Consider the following 18,544-nt stretch of genomic DNA (forward strand, 5'->3'; position numbering starts at 1 on the left):
GGGTCATGCGTTCCTCTCTCCCGGACGGGTGCCCGTCCGCGCCGGAGGGGACGCGGCGGACGGGCGGGTCCGCCGCCAGGGGTCAGCCCGGCAGCAGGGCGACGGGGATGTCGACGAGGCGGCTGCGCAGGTACTCGCCGAGGCCCTTGGCCTGCGGGTCCGGCCGCGTGGCGGAGGCGACGCCGTCGCCCAGGATCCCGACCACGACGAGGTTCAGCGCCCGCAGGTTGGGCAGGTCGAAGCGGCGGATCTCCAGCCCGGCGGCCTCCGGCAGCAGCGCGCGGACGCGCTCGACGGTGAGGTGGCCGCGCAGCCACGCGTACTCGTCGTCGGTGCGGGTCCAGAGCCCGATGTTCGCGTTCCCGCCCTTGTCGCCGGAGCGGGCCGCCGCGATCTCGCCCAGCGGCAGCCGCCGGGTGGGCCCCGGCACGGGTGCCGGCACGACCGGCTCGGCCGGGGCGGGGCTCCCGGCGGTGACCGGGCTGTGCGGCACCGTCGTCGTGGTGCCGTCGGGCAGCGTGACCAGGTGCTCCACCTCGGAGGCGGGCACCAGGGTGGGCCAGTAGACGCCGAAGGCGCTCTCGGCCGACGGCGGGGTGGTGGTGTGGAAGCCGGGGTAGCCGCCGAGGGCGAGTTCCATGGTCGTGTTGGAGAAGGCACGGCCGACCTTGCGCCGGTCCGGGTCCTTGACGGTGACCCGCAGGTGGGCGGTCGCCTGCGGGTTCGTGGGCGCGTCGGGGTGGTCGAAGCGCAGCAGCTGGATGTCGAGCTCCTCGAACCGGTCCGCGCCGCCGAGCAGCTCGGTGAGCTGCTCCGACGCCCAGGCCGCCTTCTCCTCGATCTTCGTGCCGGTGAGCACCAGCGTCATGGTGTTGCGGTAGCCGCCCTCGTAGTTCAGCGCGACCTTGAGCCGGTCGGTCGGCGCGCTGCCGCGGGTGCCGGAGATGCGCACCCGGTGCTCGCCGTCCTGGGTCAGCTGCAGCGAGTCGAAGTGCGCCACGGCATCCGGTCCGGGGTAGGCGGGCTCGGCGATCTCGTAGAGCAGCTGTGCGGTCACCGTCCCCGGCGAGACGAGCCCGCCGGTGTCCGCGTGCTTGGTGATCACGCTGGAGCCGTCGGCGGCGACCTCGGCGATCGGGAAGCCGGGGTAGCGGCGGTCGGTGATCTCCTCGAAGAAGGAGTAGTTCCCGCCGGTGGCCTGCGGGCCGCACTCGATGACGTGCCCGGCGGCCATGGCGCCGGCGATCGCGTCGAAGTCGGTGCGCTCCCAGCCGTGCCACCACGCGGCGGGGCCGACGACCACGGACGCGTCGGTGACCCGCCCGGTCACCACGACGTCCGCCCCGGCGCGCAGCGCCTCGGTGATGCCCCACGCGCCGAGGTAGGCGTTGGCCGACACCGGGGTCACCCCGGCGTCGGCCAGGGTGGCGCCGGTGTCGAGGTGGGCCAGGGCGTGTCCGGCGCCCTGGAGCTCGTCGAGCCGGTGGACGAGGTCGTCCCCGTGGACGTGGGCGATCCTCGGGGCCAGGCCGAGCCGCCCGGCCAGCGCGGCGAGGTCGGTGGCCAGGCCCGCGGGGTTGAGCCCGCCCGCGTTGGACACGATCGCGATGCCGCGGTCCAGGCAGGTGCCGAGCACGTGCTCGACCTGGGTGAGGAACGTCTTCGCGTAGCCGCCGGTCGGGTCCTTCTGCCGCGCCTTGTAGAGGATCAGCATGGTCAGCTCGGCGAGGTAGTCCCCGGTCAGGACGTCGATCGGCCCGCCCTCGACCATCTCCCGCGCGGCGGTGATGCGGTCGCCGTAGAAGCCGGAGCAGTTGCCGATGCGCACCGGTGCGCGGGTCATGCGGGCCCTCCTGCGGGGGTACGGGTCGGGGCGGGGAACGCCGCGGCGACGGCGCCCGGGGCGCGGCCGGGGCCGGGCGGGTTGGCGAAGGTCTGGGCGATCGAGACCCATTCGGCGGCGACCGGCCCGGTCGTGGCCACGTCGGTGTCGTCGGGGTGCCTGCGCTGGGTCGCGACCAGGCAGAAGCCGAGCGCGGAGCCGGTGACCCGGTCCGCGGCGTCCTCCGGGCCCCAGGTCCACAGCGCACCGGAGGGAGCGACCAGCTCCACCCGCACCGGCACCTCCGGGACCTCGCGGCCGTTGTTGCGGAAGGTGAAGCCGAAGGTCTGCACCCCCAGATGGGCGACGTGGCGCAGCCGGTCCGTCGGCTCCCGCAGCACCCCGAGCGCGTCGGCGACGTCCTGGCCGTGCGCCCAGGTCTCCATCAGCCGGGCGGTGACCGAGGACAGGGCGCTCATGTCCGGCCCGTACCAGGGCAGCCGGGTCTTCGGCCCGATGCCGCGGAAGGTGCCGACGAGGGCGTCGCGGGCCCCGGCGAACCAGGCCCGGACCTCCTCGGCCCGCAGACCCGCGTGGTCTGCGGCGATCCGGTCGGGGAAGCCGGGCCCGAGCTCCTGCAGCCCGTCGGCCCGCGTGCGGAAGGTCGCCGGGTCCGTCGCGGCGAGGGTGGCCGCCTCGTCGAAGTAGGCGAGGTGGGTGAGCTGGTCGCGGACGGTCCAGCCCTCGGCCGGGGTGGGGCCGCCGATGGCGGCGTCGTCGAGGTCGGCGACCATCGCGCGGACGACCGCGCTCTCGGCCTCCAGGTCGTCGAGGACCGCGTCCATGGACACCATGGTCATACCCCCTGCCAGACGGGGGCACGCTTCTCCCGGAACGAGAGCGGGCCCTCCTGGGCGTCCTGCGAGAGGTAGACCGGCTCCCAGATCTCCTCGGCGCGCTCGTAGGCCTCGGCGCGGGTGTGGCTCGCCGACAGGTACGCGGTCCGCTTGGCCGCGAGCACCGACAGCGGGGCGTTGGCGGCGATCCGCTCGGCGAGCCGCTGGGTGTGCCCGCGCAGCTCGGCGGCGGGCACCACGTCGTTGACCAGCCCGTGGCCCTGCGCCTCGGCCGCGCCGATCGGGTCTCCGGTGAGCAGGATCTTCATCGCGACCCGCGGCGGGACCAGCCAGGACAGCGGCGCCGCCCACGGGGAACCGCGGCCGATCCGGACCTCGGACACCGCGAAGCGGGCGTGCTCGGCGGCCACCACCAGGTCGCACTGCTGGGCCAGGAGGAACCCGCCGCCGTAGGCGATGCCGTTGACCGCGGCGATCGTCGGCTTGGGGACGTCGATGTTGCGGCCGAGCTGGGGCAGGAAGTCCGGGGGCGGGACCCGGAGCGCGACGTCGTTCATCTCCTTGAGGTCGCCGCCCGCGCAGAACGCCTTCTCCCCGGAGCCGGTCAGCACCAGGACCTTCGCCGTGTCGTCGGCGTTGAACCGGTGGACGCCGTCGAACAGGCCCTCGCGGACGGCCCTGCTGAGGGCGTTGCGGGCCTCGGGGCGGTCGATCGTCAGCCAGGCGACGCCCTCGGTCACCTCGTAGGTCACGTCGCTCATGTCAGGCCTGCGCCTCCTCGATGACGGCGAGGACCTCGCCGGACTCCACGGTGTCGCCGACCTGCACGCCCAGCTCGGCGACGGTGCCGGCGACGGGGGCGCGCACGAGGTGCTCCATCTTCATGGCCTCGAACACCACGACGACCGCACCCTGCTCGACCTGCTGCCCGACCCCGGCCGCGACCCGGACGACGGTGCCGGGCATGGGGGCGAGCAGCGAGCCGGGGGCGGCGTCGGTGCCGGGCTCGGGCAGCCGGGCGCGCTCGGTCAGCGTGGTGGCGCCGAGCGCGCTGTCGACGTGGACGGTGTCGCCGACGCGGTGCACACGCACGGCACGCCGCACACCGCCGACCCGCAGGTCGACCCGGTCCGCGGTGGCGGCGAGCACGGCCGCGCCCGGGAGCGCGGTCCCGTTCACGCCGGCCTCGAGCGTGCCGCGGCCGAGCCGGTAGGTCACGTCGAGGTCGATGTCGCCGGCCCGGTACTCCGCGTGCTGGGCGGCGCTGCGGACGTTCCGCCAGCCCGACGGCACCGGCTGCTGGACCGCGGCGCCCGCCCGGCGGCCGGCCTGGTCGGCCAGGGCGGCGGCGAGGGCGTGCACGGCGAGGGTGGACTCCGCCGGGGTGCCGACGAGTGCGGTGGGCTCGTGGCGGGTGAGGTAGCCGGTGTCGGTCCGCCCGGCCAGGAACTCCGGCTCGCGCAGGACGGCGACGAGCAGGTCCCGGTTGGTGACCGGGCCGTGGATCTCGGCCTCGGCGAGGGCCCGCGCGAGCTTCCGGGCGGCCTCGGTGCGGGTGCGGCCGTGGGCGATCACCTTCGCCAGCATCGGGTCGTAGTGCGTCCCGACCACCGAGCCGTCCCGCACACCGGTGTCGACGCGCACGCCGGGCAGGGCGGGCACGGAGAACCGGTGGAGGGTCCCCGAGCCGGGCAGGTAGTCCCGGCTCGGGTCCTCGGCGTAGAGCCGGGCCTCGATCGCGTGGCCGGTGATCGTGGCCCCGGTGACCTCCGCGGGCAGCGGCTCGCCCTCGGCGACCGCGATCTGCAGCGCCACCAGGTCGAGGCCGGTGATCTCCTCGGTGACCGGGTGCTCGACCTGCAGACGGGTGTTGACCTCGAGGAAGAAGAACTCGCCGTCCTGCGCCATGACGAACTCGACGGTCCCGGCGCCGGAGTAGCCGATCGCCGCACCCGCGGCGACGGCCGCGTCGCCGAGACGGGTGCGCAGCGCGTCGTCGACGGCGGGGGAGGGCGCCTCCTCCACGATCTTCTGGTAGCGGCGCTGGATCGAGCACTCCCGCTCGAACAGGTGCACCACGGTGCCGTGGGTGTCGCCGAAGATCTGCACCTCGACGTGGCGCGGGTCCTCGACGAACCGTTCGAGGAACACGGTGCCGTTGCCGAAGGCCGACGCGGCCTCGCGCCGGGCCCCGGTCACGGCGTCGACCACCTCGGACGCGGAGCGGACGATGCGCATGCCGCGCCCGCCACCGCCGAAGGCGGCCTTCACCAGCAGCGGGTAGCCGATGCCGTCGGCGAGGGCGGAGACGGCGGCGGCGTCGACCTGTTCGGCGTCGTCGATCGTGGCGCCGGGCAGGACGGGCACGCCCGCCTTCTCCATCAGCTCCTTCGCCGCGATCTTCGAGCCCATCGCCTCGATGGCCTCGACCGGCGGGCCCACGAAGGTGATCCCGGCGGCCGCGCAGGCGCGGGCGAAGTCCGCGTTCTCGGACAGGAAGCCGTAGCCGGGGTGGATCGCGTCGGCGCCGGTGAGCAGCGCGGCCTCGATGATCAGGTCGGCGCGCAGGTAGGTCTCCGACGGGGCGGCGCCGGGGAGCCGCACCGCCTCGTCGGCGGCCTCGACGAACAGGGCGTCGGCGTCCGGGTCGGAGTGGACGGCGACGGTGGCGATGTCCAGCGCGCGGGCCGAGCGGACGACCCGCTCGGCGATCTCCCCGCGGTTGGCCACGAGCAGCTTGTGGACGGTCATCTCCTCACCTCACATCCGGAAGACGCCGTAGCCACGCTGGCCGGCGACGATGTTCGAGTGCGCGGTCGACAGGGCGATGCCGAGCACGGTGCGGGTGTCACGGGGGTCGATCAGGCCGTCGTCGTAGAGCCGGGCCGTGACGAAGAAGGCGTGCGACTCCTGCTCGATCTGGGCCTCGATGGCGGCGCGGTTGCGCTCGTCGGCCTCGGCGTCGAACTCCCGGCCCGACGACGCGGCGGACTGCCTGGCGACGATCGACATCACGCCGGCGAGCTGGGCGGCGCCCATGACGGCGAGCCGGGAGCCCGGCCAGGCGAACATCAGCCGCGGGTCGTAGGCGCGTCCGGACATGCCGTAGTTCCCGGCGCCGAAGGAGGCGGCCAGGTTCAGCGTGATGTGCGGGACCTTGCTGTTCGCCACCGAGTTGATCATCTTGGAGCCGTCCTTGATGATCCCGCCCTGCTCGTAGCTCTTCCCCACCATGTAGCCGGTGGTGTTCTGCAGGAAGATCAGCGGAGTGTCCGTCTGGTTGGCCAGCTGGATGAACTCCGAGGCCTTCTTGGCCTCCTCGCTGAACAGCACGCCACGGGCGTTGGCGAGGATGCCCACGGGGTAGCCGTGGATCGACGCCCAGCCGGTGACGAGGCTGGTACCCCACAGCGGCTTGTACTCGCCGAACCGGGAGCCGTCGACGACGCGGGCGATGACCTCGCGCGGGTCGAAGGGCACCTTGATGTCCGACGGCGCGATGCCCAGCAGCTCGTCGGGGTCGTGGACCGGCTCGTCGGCGGGCAGCGTGGGGCCGGGGCCGAGCTTGTGCCAGTTGAGCTCGGAGACGATCCGGCGCCCGATCCGGATGGCGTCGCGCTCGTCGACGGCGAAGTGGTCGCAGAGACCGGAGACCTTGGCGTGCATCGCCGCGCCGCCGAGCTCCTCGTCGTCGGACTCCTCGCCGGTGGCCATCTTCACCAGCGGCGGTCCGCCGAGGAACACCTTGGCCTGCTGGTCGACCATCACGGCGTGGTCGCACATGCCGGGCACGTAGGCGCCGCCCGCAGTGGAGTTGCCGAACACGAGCGCGATCGTCGGGATCGCCATCGACGACAGCTCGGTCAGGTCGTGGAAGATCTTGCCCGCGTGCACGAACAGCTCGGACTGGGTGGGCAGGTCCGCCCCGCCGGACTCGACGAGGTTGATCGTGGGGAGCCGGTTGATGCGCGCGATCTCCAGGGCGCGCAGCGTCTTCCGCAGCGAGTACGGGTTCATCGCGCCACCGCGGACGGTGGGGTCGTGGGCGATGATCATGCACTCGACGCCGGAGACGACGCCGATCCCGGTCACGATGGAGGCGCCCACGGTGAACTGGGTGCCCCAGGCCGCGAGCGAGGACAGCTCGAGGAACGCGGCGTCGCGGTCGAGGAGCAGCTCGATGCGCTCCCGCACGAGCAGCCGCCCGCGGTCGCGGTGGCGCTGCTGGTAGCGCTCGCCGCCCCCGGCGATGGCGGTCCGGACCTGCTCGTCGAGCTCGGCCAGGACCTGCTCCGCGTGCGCGCGGTTGGCGAGGTAGACCTCGTCGGAGGTGTTGAGCGCGGAGCGCAGGACGGTCGTCACGGGTGTCCCCCCTGGTCCGAGCGGGCCGGGCCCGGGCCGTGTTCCCGGAGGTCCCTGTGCCCGGAGCTCTCCCGAACGTCCACATCGACTCCTCTGCGCATCCGGCCGGCCGGGCGTCGTCGCCCGCACGAGTGCATCGTCGTTCACTAACCATGCCCGTGGCAAGTCCTGTCGCCGCCACCGGCCGGGCTCGGCGCGTACGCGTCCGGACCCGCGTGGGCGGCCCGGTCGCGGCGTCGCGCCGGCGCCCTCCAAGTTGTGAACGACGAGTGACTAAGGGCTTGTGGTCGGCAGGTGATGCCGCGATGCTGTCCGCCTCAGGTGAGCTCGGCAAGGAGGCTGGTGTGGACCTGCAGGGACAGCTCGGGAAGATCGATGTCACGCGCCTGCGCGGACGACGTGCGGTGAACCGGTGGGAGCGGACCTCGGTCGGGGACGTGTTCGAGCGTCTGACCTGGAGCTACCCCGACAAGACCGCGATCACCGGCCGGCCCGGTGCCTACGGTGAGGAGCGGTTCGCCTCCGTCACCTACCGCGAGGCCGACGGGATCACCAGCCAGGTCGCCCACGCCCTCGCGGCCCGGGGGTTGGAGCCGGGCGCGCGGGTGCTGCTGTTCTGCGAGAACTCCGTCGAGGCCTACCTGGCCAAGGTCGGTGTCGCAAAGGCGGGCATGGTGGCCGTACCGGTGAACCCGGCCCTCGCCCCGGACGTGCTCGAGCACCTGATCGGCCAGGCCGAGCCGGGCCTGGCGATCGTCGACGCGGAGCTGTGGCCGCGGGCCGAGCAGGCGTTCACCGCCACCGGGCTGCGCGTCGGCGCGACGATCACCATCGGCGGCGGGCCCGTCGCGGGGAGCCCGAGCTTCGGGGACCTCCTCGACGGTCTGCCGACGACCGAGCCCGACGTCGAGATCCACTCCGACGACATCTGGGAGATCCTCTACACCTCGGGCACCACGGCGATGCCCAAGGGCGTGATGATCTCGCACGGGTCGACCCACCTCGCCGCGCTGAACTTCACGGTCTCGCTGACCCGCGGCCTGCGGGTGGAGACCGACCTCAGGGTCGCCACCGCGCTGCCGATGATCTACCACGTCGGCGACCAGATCTTCACCTTCTCGGCGTTCCTGGCCGGCGGCTCCCTGGTGCTGAGCCGGCGCCCGCTGCCCGACCAGCTCGTGGCCACGATCGCCGAGGAGCGGCCGACCGCGCTGTGGGCGGGCTCCCCGCAGTTCGTCGCCGCGCTCGACGCCGTGGCGGAGCGGACCGGCGCGGACCTGTCCAGCCTGACCGTGCTGGTGTACGGCTGGGGCGCCCTCGAACCGGCCGTGTACGCGCGGCTGCAGGACCGGGCCCCCGGCCTGGTGGTGCTGGGCATCTTCGGGCAGACCGAGGCGATCGCCTGTCACCGGTTCTGGCCCGCCACGTGGAGCGAGGTCTACGCGCGGACGGCTCCGTCGGTGAACTACGTCGGCGTCCCGAGCCCGCTCCTCGCCTCCGACGTCGTCGACGAGACCGGGGTGTCGGTCCGGGACACCCCGCACGTCCCGGGCGAGGCGGTGTACCGCAGCCCCATCGTCACGGCGGGCTACTACCTGAACGAGGAGGCCACGCGGGAGGCGTTCCGCGGCGGCTGGTTCCACTCCGGGGACAGCGCATCCGTCGACGAGGACGGTCTGCGGATCATGGTGGACCGCTTCAAGGACATCGTGAAGTCCGGCGGGGAGAACGTCTCCAGCCTGCGGGTGGAGTCGGTCCTGCACGGGCACCCGGCCGTGGAGAAGGCGGCGGTGATCGGGCTCCCGCACGCCCACTGGGGCGAGGCCGTCACGGCGGTCGTCGTGCTGCGGGAGGGCGCGGCGGCCGACGCGGAGTCGATCATCGCGCACTGCCGGGCGAAGCTGGGCGGGTACGAGACGCCGAAGGCGGTCGTGTTCGTGGACGGCCTGCCCGAGACCGTGGGCGGGAAGGTCCTGAAGTACCGGCTCCGCGCGCAGCACGGAGCCCTGTTCGAGCAGGTCTGAGCGCGGGCGGGGCGCCCACCGGCGCGGCCGACCCGCGGCCGCGCCGGGCGGGCCGCGGGACGGCCGGCACCGCGCCGGTCACGCCCAGCGGAGCGGGTCGTCCTCCAGCGCGGAGCGGTCCCAGCGCCCGAGGTCCGCGGCGGCCTCGTAGGTCGTGCGGAGGAACTCGGCGACCGCGCGGTCCGGGTCCGGTGCGGCGCGGGCGACCTCGTAGGGCAGCAGGAACTGCTGGAAGTCCGCGCTGTAGAAGGCACCGTCGGGGCCGACCGGGGCCTCGGCGAAGCCGTCGGGCGCGGGGTAGGCGTAGGAGTAGAAGGCGCCCTCATCACCCCCACCGGGCCAGAACCCGCAGCTGGACAGCTCCCGCGAGTAGCCCTCGACCATGACCCAGTCGCCGCAGTTGGGCACCCCGCCCGGGTGCGGCGGCGCCGTCCGCCCGGAGAAACGGGTGCAGGCCAGGTCCATGCCGCCCCAGAAGAAGTGCACCGGGCTGACCTTGCCGACGAAGTGCGACCGGAACTCACCGATCACCCGGTTCGCCTGCAGCAGCTGCCGCCAGAACAGGGTGGCCGCCTCGGCGTCGTAGGAGGCGTGGGTGTGGTCCTCGGCGAACGGGATCGCCGGGTCGACCTCGTTGGGGTGCGGCCGGATCGGCGCGGCGACGCCGAGCCTGCTGAGCACGTCCAGGACCCTGCCGTAGAACTCGGCGACCGGCATCGGCGCCAGCCCGAAGCCGAGCGCGCCGCCGTCGCTGCTGCGGACCTCGAGCCGGTGGCCCAGCAGGTCCAGCTCGATATCGAAGGCCCCGGCGCCGTACGGGACCGCCGACGTCGTCAGCCCGCGCGGGCCCACGTACAGCGTCACCTGCCACCAGTGGTTGAGCAGCGGGGCGTGGGCCATGCGGATCTTGCCCACGATCTGGGTCCACATGTGCAGGGTCTCGCGGGTGGCGGTCCAGTCCGCCACGCGCAGGCTCGGCCAGCTTGTCGTCGTGCTGCTCATCGGGTCTCCTCGTGGGTCGGCCGTCGCCCGCGTCAGCGGTACTCGGGGTTGGTGTTTCCGGGGTGGGTGCCGGCGTCCCAGGCCGTGCGCTGGTTGCCGTGGGCCGGGAACCCGCCCGCGCCGCGGATCATCGCGGCGAGGTGCATCAGGTTGTAGGTCATGAACGCGATGTTGCGGTTGGTGAAGTCGTTCTCCGGGCCGCCGGAACCCTCGTCCAGGTAGGACGGGCCGGGGCCGACCTCGCCGAGCCAGCCGGCGTCGGCCTGGGGCGGGACGGTGAACCCGATGTGCTGGAGGCTGTAGAGGATGTTCATCGCGCAGTGCTTGAGGCCGTCCTCGTTGCCGGTGAGCAGGCACCCGGCGACGCGGCCGTAGTAGGCGTACTGGCCGCTGGGGTTCAGCACGCCGGAGTGGCCGTACAGGCGCTCGATCACCCGCTTCGTCACGGAGCTGTTGTCGCCCAGCCAGATCGGCCCGCCGATGACGAGGATGTCGGCGGCGAGGACGCGGTCGAGCAGTGCGGGCCACGCGTCGGTGTCCCAGCCGTGCTCGGTCATGTCGGGGCGGACGCCGGTGGCGATGTCGTGGTCGACGGCGCGGAACCGGTCGACGTCGACCCCGTTCGCCTCCATGATCGCGATGCTGCGGTCGATGACGCCCTGGGTGTGGCTGCGGCCGGGGGAGCGGTTGAGGGTGCAGTTGACGTAGGTCGCGCGGAGCCCGGTGAAGTCGGGGCTCCCGGACGTCGCGGCCGCATCGGTGGGTGCGGGGCGGGTCACCCGGCGAGTGTCGGGCCCGGCCCGTCCCGGCGGATCGGTCACCGGATCGGTCGCCGGGACGATCCGGACGACGTGGTTACGGTGGTGCGACGGATCGGCCGTGCCACGGTGGCCGGCGGGACGGGGCTGCGGGGGGTCATGGAGCTGTTCGGGCGGCGTGCCGAGACCGCGGCACTGGAGCGGCTGCTGGTACGCGCGGCCGACGGCGCGGGTGCCGCGCTCGTGCTGTGGGGCGAGCCGGGGATCGGCAAGACCGCACTGGTCGACCACGTCGTCGACGCCGCGTCCGGGGTCACCGTGCTGCGGACCCGGGGCACCCGGATGGAGACGGGACTCGCCTTCGGCGCGCTGCACGCGCTGCTGTGGCCGGTGCTGGACCGGCTCGACGAGCTCCCCGACCCGCAGGCCGCCGCGCTGCGCGGCGCGTTCGGGATCAGCCGGGACCCGGCCAACCGCTTCCTCATCGGCGCGGCCGTGGTGTCGCTGCTCTCCGGCCTGGCCCGGGAGCGGCCGGTGCTCGTCGTCGTCGACGACGCGCAGTGGGTCGACGAGGCGACCGCGCACTGTCTGGGTTTTCTCGCGCGCCGGGTGCGGACCGAGCCGGTCGTGGTGATCCTGACCGACCACGCGGACCCGTCCCCGGGCCCCTGGGAGGGGGTGCCGGCGCTGGAGGTCGTGGGCCTCACCGGCGACGACGCCCGCCGGCTGGTCGCCGCCGCCGTCCCCGACGCCGACGAGGCCCTCGTCGAGGGCACGGTCGCGATGGCGGGGGGCAACCCGCTCGCGCTGCAGGAGCTGCCCACCGTCGGGCGCGACCCCGCCGACGGGGCGTCCGGGGAGCCGATGCCGGTGGGGCCCCGGTTGCGGCAGGCGTTCTGCGCCCGTGCCGAGGCGCTGAAACCGGCCACCCGGGCGTTGCTGCTGCTGGCGGCCGCCGAGGGGCGGGGCGACCGGCACGTCCTCGACCGGGCCGGTGCCGGGTGGGGTGTCGACGCCTCCACCTGGGACGAGGCGCTGCGCTCTGGCCTGCTGCAGGCCTCGGGCGCCCGCCTCCGGTTCCGCCACCCGCTGGTCCCGGCCGCCCTCTACGACGGCGCCCCCTTCCCGGACCGCCGGGCCGCGCACCGCGCGCTGGCCGCGGCGCTGCCGGCCGAGGACACCGAGCACCGCGCCTGGCACCTGGCGGCCGCCGCGGACGGCGCCGACGAGGACGTCGCGGCGCTGCTGGAGCAGGCGGCCGCCCGGTGCCTGGAGCGCAGCGCCGGCCCACTGGCGGCACGCACGCTGCGGCGGGCCGCCGACCTGTCACCGGACCCCGCGGACGCCGCGCGCCGGCTGGCGGTCGCCGCCCGCGCCGCCTGGGACGCCGGCGACGCCGAGGGGGCCCGGCGGCTGCTCGACGACGCCGAGCGCCTGGGCGGGGTGGAGCCCGTCGTGCGGTGCAGCGGCGGGCTGCGCGGGATCCTCGAGTTCACCGTCGGCCTCTCCGAGCGCGCCCACCACTACCTGGTGGGGGACATGGCCGTCGTCGACGGGACGCGCACGGCGATGGAGCTGGGCACGGTGGCGGCCCGCGCGGCGTGGTCGGCGGGCCGCCCGGACCTGCAGCAGGCGGCGCTGGCGCGGCTGCTCGCCCTCGACCCCGGCGGCGAGCTGGCACCGGTCATGCCGACGCTGCGGGCCTGGTGGGCCTGCTACGACGGGACCGGCCGGGCGGCCGGGCCGCTCCCGGCCCCGGATGCCGCCGCCGTCGGCCTGCTCGGGACCGTGCCGTGGGAGCTGCTGCCGCCCGTGCCGCTGGCCCAGGCCTGGGGGGTCGAGGGGCCCCTGCACGACGTGCTGCGGGTGCAGGCCGCGCAGCTGCGGCGGCGGCACGAGCTCGCCGCGCTCGCGATGGTGCTCGCACAGAGCGCGGTCCTCGACGCCGCGGCGGGCCGGTGGGAGGCGGCCGAGGCCGGGGCCACCGAGGGCCTGCGGCTGGCCGAGGAGGTCGGAGCGGACCACGTGGCGAGCCAGTGCCGGCTCTGTCTGGCCAACCTGGCCGCGGCCCGCGGCGACGCCCCCGGACTGGACGGGCACACCACCCGGGCGCTGGCCGTCTCGGTCCGGCAGGAGGTGCGCGCGCTCACCGCGTCGGCGTACTGGGTGCGCGGCCGGGCGGCGCTGTTCGACGGCAGGCCCCGCGAGGCCCTGCACCACCTGATGCCGCTCGACGAGCCCGGCCACGAGGCCGCCCACCCCACGTTCGCGCTGCTCGCCGCCCCGGACACCGCCGAGGCCGCGACGCAGGAGGGCCGCACGGAGACGGCCGCGGCCCGGCTGGCGGCCGTCGAGACGTGGGCCCGGCGGACCGGCGCCCCCTGGGCCCGTACCGCCGCCCACCGTCTCCGCGCCCTCGCCGCCGGCGGGCCGGACACGGAGGCCGCGTACCGGGCCGCGCTCGACGGCGCGGGCACCGCCCCGGACCCGTTCGAGCAGGCCCGCACCCGGCTGCTGTACGGCGAGTGGCTGCGGCGGGTCCGCCGGCGCGCCGACGCCCGGCACGAGCTCACCGGGGCGGCCGAGACCTTCGCCCGCCTCGGCGCGGCGCCGCTGCGGGCACGGGCGGTGCGGGAGCTGGGCCTGGCCGCGCAGTCCGGGGCGCGGCACGAGCCGGCCGGGGCCGGGCTCACCGCCCAGGAGCTGCGGGTCGCCCAGCTGGCCGCCGAGGGGCTCACCAACCGGGAGATCGCGGCCCGGCTGCTGATCAGCCACCGCACGGTCGGGCACCACCTGGGCAGCGTCTACCCCAAGCTCGGCGTCACCTCCCGTGCCGAGCTCGCGCGGATCGACATGGCGGGCGACCTGCGGTTCCGCACCCCCGGGCGCGGGGAGTGACGCGGCCCGCCGGCCGGTGACCGGTTGCGCGCTGCGGCCGCCCTGCCGGTCGACGGCGTCGCCGGTCGGCTCGCGGAGTTCGAGCTCGTCGCCGGCTGAGACGCGACGCCGGAGGGCTCAGATCGCCGGCGAGCGGGACGTCGACCGGACCGCCGGTGCGCCCGGGGACGTGCTCACCGCGTTCGCGCGTCCGGTCGCGGGGAGGATGATCTCGGACCCGGGAAGCCCGGCGAGCACCTCCTCGAGCGAGGCCGAGGCGGACGGGGCGTAGTCCCGCGCCCGGCGCAGATCGTCGCTGATGACGAGGATCTCCAGGGCGAACGACGCCGTGAGCCGCACCGAGAGATCGCTCGCGGGCCGCCCCATCCGCTCCGCCAGTGCGGCCTCCAGCTGTGTCCGCGTGCTCAGGTGGAAGTCCCAGAGCCGCGCCCGGGGGACCGGCGCGACGTCCACCAGTTGCCGGATCTCCGGTATGCGCAGGTCCGGGGTGTCGAAGTCCGCCGCGGCCTCGCGCAGCACCGCGGTCAACGCCTCGCCGACCGGCTCGTCGGCCGGTCGGGCCCGCAGACGCTCCCCGATGTCCATGCCGCGCACGACCCGGTCGAGCAGGAGGAGGTCCTTGGTCGGGAAGTACCGGTAGAGCGTCGTCGTGCCGACCTCGGCCCGCTCGGCGATCTGTTCCATCGTCGTGTCGTCGTAGCCCTGCTCGAGGAACAGCTCCACGGCGACGTCGATCATCCGCTGCCGTGTACGTGCCGACTTGATCTCCCGCAGGCCCATGGCGCGACCCTACCCGGCGCCGACTCCCATGCGGGCTTGACAACGTTTGGGGGGTGACTTCAATGTGGTAGTCACTACCGATCAGGAGTCGGTACCACACAAGGGAGTGTCGATGTCGGTTCCCGTTCCCGGCGCCCCGGTGGTGAGCGGCCCTCCTGCGGCCGAGACCCCCACCGGCCGGCTCATCTCCGCGATGTTCCTCTCGAACGCGAGTGCCTTCGTCGGGCTGCTGACCCCGCTGCAGCTACTGCTGACGCTGCACCTGACGCGCATCGAGGGCCCGGGCGCCGCGGCGGCGTTCGGGGTCGTCACCGGCTTCGGCGCGGTGTTCGCGCTGGTCGCCAACCCGCTCGGCGGGCGGATCAGCGACCGGACGGCGGCGCGGTTCGGCCGGCGCCGCACCTGGATCCTGACCGGCTCGCTGGCCGGTGCACTCGTCGTCGGGGCCATCGGGTTCACCACCGAGGTGTGGCAGGTCGCGGTGCTGTGGTGCGCCGCGCAGACCCTGTTCAACTTCCAGCTCGCCGCGACCAGCGCCCTGATGGCCGACCAGGTTCCGCAGGCCCGGCGGGGCACGGCCTCGGGGATGCTCGGACTCGCGGCGGCACTGGGTCCGCTCGCCGGTATCGGCGCGGTGAGCGCCGTGCGGGACCCGCTGCTGCAGTGGGCCGTCGCGGCCGTCGCCGTCGTGCTGCTCGGTCTGCTGGCGCTGGCGCTCATCCGGGAACGGCCGCTGCCCGGGCGCACCGGCGCCGCGCAACTCGGTGCGGTCGAGCTGATGACCTCGCTGTGGCTGAACCCGCGTCGGCACCCCGCGTTCGGGTGGGCGTGGCTCGTCCGGTTCCTGCTCGCCTGCGGGGTGGCGAGCGCGACCTACAACGCCTTCTTCCTGATGGACCGGTTCGGCCTCGGCACGGACGAGGTCGGGGGGCCGGTGCTGGTCCTGGCCGTGATCAACGTCGCGATGCTGGCCGTGTCGAGCGCGGTCGCCGGACCGGTGTCGGACCGTCTCGGCCGGCAGAAGCCGTTCGCCGTCGCCGCGGGCGTCCTGGCCGCCGTGGCGCTGGTCCTGATGGCCCTCGCCACCACCCTGTGGGTGGTCTACGTCGCGGTCACCCTGCTCGGGATCGCGACCGGCCTGATGGTCTCCGTGGACACGGCGATGTGCGTGCGGGTCCTGCCGAGCCGGGAGAACGCCGGGAAGGACCTGGGCGTGGTCAACATGGCGAACACGCTCCCGCAGTCGATCGTGCCGTTCGTCGCCCCGGCCCTGCTCGCGCTGGGCGGGTTCACCGCCGTCTACCTGGTGCTGGCGGTCGTCGCGGTGCTCGGCGGCGTGGCCGTGCTGCGGATCCCCGAGATCGGCCGGGAGGGCGATCCTCGCTGGGCCCCCATCACCCGCGACGAGTGGGCGCCGGCATGACGCCCGCCGGCCACGAGGCCCCGCACGGCGGGGCACCCCACGAGAGGAGACCGATGAACATCCTGTCCGTGTCGTCCTACAGCCTGCGCGAGCAGCTCGGACCGACCGATCTCGCCGTCGTCGCCCCCGACGGGCGCGAGATCCGGTTCACCACCGACTTCCCGGCGCTGGTCGACATCGCCGAGTTCCCCCAGCTGGCGGCCGACCGGTTCGGTGTCGCGGGGGTCGAGACGGTGGCGTTCCAGTTCACCGGCCCGGACGACCCCCGGCTCGACCGGTTCGCCGCCGAGTCGGCGGCCGCCGGTGCACGGCTGCTCAACGTGGCCGTCGATGTCGGCGACCTGCTCACCGAGGACCCCGTCCGGCGCGCCGCCGACGTCGCGGCCCTGACGACCTGGATCGACCGGTGCGCCGAGCTCGGGTCGGCCTTCGTCCGGGTGAACCCGGGCTCGCCGCTCAGCCCGCACCACGGGACGACACCGCCGGAGCACCTCATCGAGGCGCTGACCGGCCTCGGTGCCCACGCCCGCGCCCGGGGCGTGCGCCTGCTCGTGGAGAACCACGGCGGGCCCTCCAGCGACGCCGGGTGGATGAACCGCCTGCTCGACGCCGTCGGCCGGGAGAACCTCGGCCTGCTGCTCGACCTGGGGAACTTCGACGTGATCATGGCGCCGATGATGGCCGCGCTCACCGGAGATCCGGACGGCCCGCCGGTGCCGCTGCGCGGCAGCCCCGAGCTCGAGCCCGTCTACCGGGGGATCGACGCGCTCGCCGGGCGCGCCGAGCTCGTCCACGTCAAGGCGCACGACGTCGACGACGACGGGACCGTCGGGCTCGTCGACCTCCCGCGGGCGTTCGGGATCCTCGCCCGGCACGGCTACGCGGGACCGCTGACGGTCGAGTACGAGGGCACCGGCGGCGACCCGTGGGCCCGGACGCGGCGGGTGCTCGACCTGACCGCCGCGGCGTTCACCACCACGAGCTGACTCCACCGACTCCGGAAAGGACCGAGATGACCTCCATCGACGCAGACGGCTCCCGGGTCGACGTGCTCGTGATCGGGAGCGGCCCCGCAGGCTCCACCTACGCCCGGACCATCGGGGACGCCGTCCCGAGCGCCCGGATCCTGATGGTCGAGGTCGGCCCGGCCGTGCCCGGTGCCCGCGGCGACCACACCCAGAACATGTCGGAGTCCGACCGCGCCGCGGCCCAGCTGCTCACCCAGGGTCCGGACGCCGGCGTCGAGCGGGCGGCGGCGCTGTCCGACGTCGCCGCCGGCATCGACCCGAGCCTGGAGTTCCGGCACACCATCCTGCCGGGCCTGTTCTTCGCCGACCCGCGGCCGGCACCGGCCGCCGGGGAGGTCGGGCTGCCCGCGGCCAGCATGGCCAGCGGCGTCGGGGGGATGGGGATCCACTGGGGCACCTCGAGCCCCCGTCCGCAGCAGTCCGAGCGCATCCCGTTCGTCCCCGCGGCCGAGATGGACGCCGCGCTCGACCACGCCGAGCAGCTCCTGGGCACCACGACCCCGCCCATCCCCGGGCACGGGCTGCCCGAGGCGGTCCGGGCGGTGCTGGCCGACGAGTTCGACGGGCCGGGGCTCACCCCGACCGGGTTCATGCCGACCTCCACCCACTGGGAGGGCGACACGCTCCGGTTCACCGGGACCGGGAGCATCCTGGGCGACCTCGAGGCGACGGTGCCCGGCTTCGAGCTGCGGACCGAGACCCTCGCCCGCCGGGTGATCGTCGAGGACGGCACCGCCGTCGGCGCGGTGCTCGAGGACCGGCGTTCCGGGCGGACCTACGAGGTCCGGGCCGGCCACGTCGTCGTGTGCGCCGACGGCCTGCGCACGCCACAGGTCCTGCACGCCTCCGGTATCCGTCCGGCGGCCCTCGGGCGCCACCTCAACGAGCACTTCCAGGTGAGCTCGTTCGTGGTCCTGGACGACGGGTTCGACCCGTCGCTGTTCCCACCCGAGCCGCGCAACGTCCGCTCGGTGCTCACCCCGTTCTCCGACGCCCGCCCGATGCAGGGCGGGGCGATGCTGCTCGCGAACTCCGCGTACCGGATCAGCCTGGGCGACGGAGACCCGCTCGACGGTGCCGGGTCGGACCGGCTCGCGGTACTGGCCTGGTACGGGGCGAAGGACATCCGCCCCGACGACGCCGTCGAGTTCAGCGACACCGAGACCGACTTCTACGGCATGCCGCGGATGCGGATCCGCTACTCCCACACCGCCCGGGACCGGGCGACGATCGAGGAGATGACGACCAACTCGGTCCGCGCCGCGAACCGGCTGGGCACGCTGGTGGAGCCCCCGGCACTGGCCGCGGGCGGGTCCTCGCTGCACTACCAGGGCACCGTCCGGATGGGCGAGGTCGACGACGGCACCTCGGTGTGCGACCCGTGGCTGCGGGTCTGGGGGGTCGGCAACCTCCACGTCGGCGGGAACGGTGTCATCCCCACCGCGACCGCGTCCAACCCGACCCTGACGACGGTCGCGCTGGCGTGGCGGGCCGCCACCGCGATCGCGGAGACCCTGACCGCGGCCCGCATCGACACCTCCGCGGCCACGGCGTAGACCGGGCCCGCGAACCACGAACGAGGAGCACGTC

The 18,544-nt window shown here is 74.5% G+C and carries 13 protein-coding genes; 5 read left to right on the plus strand and 8 right to left on the minus strand.

The window, feature by feature from the left end; all coding sequences use genetic code 11:
• Window positions 1-82 precede the first annotated feature (82 nt).
• Genes DMP17_RS30660 through DMP17_RS30680 form a run of 5 tightly spaced genes read right to left on the minus strand, consistent with a single transcriptional unit; the run spans window position 83 to window position 7,041 of the window.
• Window positions 83-1,843, minus strand: coding sequence for an acyclic terpene utilization AtuA family protein (locus DMP17_RS30660; protein WP_337831348.1), 1,761 nt, complete (start codon window positions 1,841-1,843; stop codon window positions 83-85).
• The gene (locus DMP17_RS30665) at window positions 1,840-2,676 is read right to left on the minus strand and encodes a TIGR03084 family metal-binding protein (protein WP_337832756.1); all 837 of its coding nucleotides are present in this window, start codon (window positions 2,674-2,676) and stop codon (window positions 1,840-1,842) included. Before DMP17_RS30665 ends, DMP17_RS30660 begins: the two co-directional genes overlap by 4 nt.
• A 2-nt stretch (window positions 2,677-2,678) precedes the next feature.
• Window positions 2,679-3,440 carry an enoyl-CoA hydratase/isomerase family protein gene (locus tag DMP17_RS30670; protein WP_226356819.1) on the minus strand — a complete coding sequence of 254 codons (762 nt, stop codon included), beginning with the start codon at window positions 3,438-3,440 and terminating at the stop codon, window positions 2,679-2,681.
• A 1-nt stretch (window position 3,441) separates the two neighbouring features.
• The gene (locus tag DMP17_RS30675) at window positions 3,442-5,430 is read right to left on the minus strand and encodes an ATP-binding protein (protein WP_337831349.1); all 1,989 of its coding nucleotides are present in this window, start codon (window positions 5,428-5,430) and stop codon (window positions 3,442-3,444) included.
• A 9-nt stretch (window positions 5,431-5,439) separates the two neighbouring features.
• Entirely contained in the window at window positions 5,440-7,041 is a 1,602-nt protein-coding gene (locus tag DMP17_RS30680) for an acyl-CoA carboxylase subunit beta (RefSeq protein WP_337831350.1), read from the minus strand.
• 305 nt (window positions 7,042-7,346) lie between these two features.
• On the opposite strand from DMP17_RS30680, the gene DMP17_RS30685 reads away from it, so the two are divergent.
• Window positions 7,347-9,065, plus strand: coding sequence for an AMP-binding protein (locus DMP17_RS30685; protein WP_337831351.1), 1,719 nt, complete (start codon window positions 7,347-7,349; stop codon window positions 9,063-9,065).
• 78 nt (window positions 9,066-9,143) lie between these two features.
• Here DMP17_RS30685 and DMP17_RS30690 read toward each other — a convergent pair whose 3' ends face one another.
• The gene (locus tag DMP17_RS30690; protein ID WP_337831352.1) at window positions 9,144-10,067 is read right to left on the minus strand and encodes a DUF5996 family protein; all 924 of its coding nucleotides are present in this window, start codon (window positions 10,065-10,067) and stop codon (window positions 9,144-9,146) included.
• A 32-nt stretch (window positions 10,068-10,099) separates the two neighbouring features.
• Complete coding sequence (locus DMP17_RS30695; protein WP_337831353.1) at window positions 10,100-10,846, minus strand: flavodoxin family protein; 747 nt, start codon at window positions 10,844-10,846, stop codon at window positions 10,100-10,102.
• Window positions 10,847-10,927: 81 nt separating this feature from the next.
• Between DMP17_RS30695 and DMP17_RS30700 the strand changes: the two genes are divergently transcribed.
• Window positions 10,928-13,723 carry a helix-turn-helix transcriptional regulator gene (locus DMP17_RS30700; RefSeq protein WP_337831354.1) on the plus strand — a complete coding sequence of 932 codons (2,796 nt, stop codon included), beginning with the start codon at window positions 10,928-10,930 and terminating at the stop codon, window positions 13,721-13,723.
• 117 nt (window positions 13,724-13,840) lie between these two features.
• Here DMP17_RS30700 and DMP17_RS30705 read toward each other — a convergent pair whose 3' ends face one another.
• Window positions 13,841-14,503: a TetR/AcrR family transcriptional regulator gene (locus DMP17_RS30705; RefSeq protein WP_337831355.1), complete on the minus strand. Its 663-nt coding sequence runs from the start codon at window positions 14,501-14,503 to the stop codon at window positions 13,841-13,843.
• Window positions 14,504-14,615: 112 nt separating this feature from the next.
• On the opposite strand from DMP17_RS30705, the gene DMP17_RS30710 reads away from it, so the two are divergent.
• The 3 genes from DMP17_RS30710 to DMP17_RS30720 are packed head-to-tail and all read left to right on the plus strand — an operon-like array spanning window position 14,616 to window position 18,510.
• Window positions 14,616-15,926, plus strand: coding sequence for an MFS transporter (locus DMP17_RS30710; protein WP_337831356.1), 1,311 nt, complete (start codon window positions 14,616-14,618; stop codon window positions 15,924-15,926).
• A 53-nt stretch (window positions 15,927-15,979) separates the two neighbouring features.
• On the plus strand, window positions 15,980-16,912 hold the full coding sequence (locus DMP17_RS30715; protein ID WP_226356828.1) for a sugar phosphate isomerase/epimerase family protein: 933 nt from the start codon (window positions 15,980-15,982) through the stop codon (window positions 16,910-16,912).
• Window positions 16,913-16,938: 26 nt separating this feature from the next.
• Window positions 16,939-18,510, plus strand: a complete 1,572-nt coding sequence (locus DMP17_RS30720) for a GMC oxidoreductase (RefSeq protein ID WP_337831357.1) — start codon at window positions 16,939-16,941, stop codon at window positions 18,508-18,510.
• The last annotated feature ends 34 nt before the right edge of the window (window positions 18,511-18,544 follow it).

Source organism: Pseudonocardia sp. TMWB2A, from assembly GCF_017312135.1.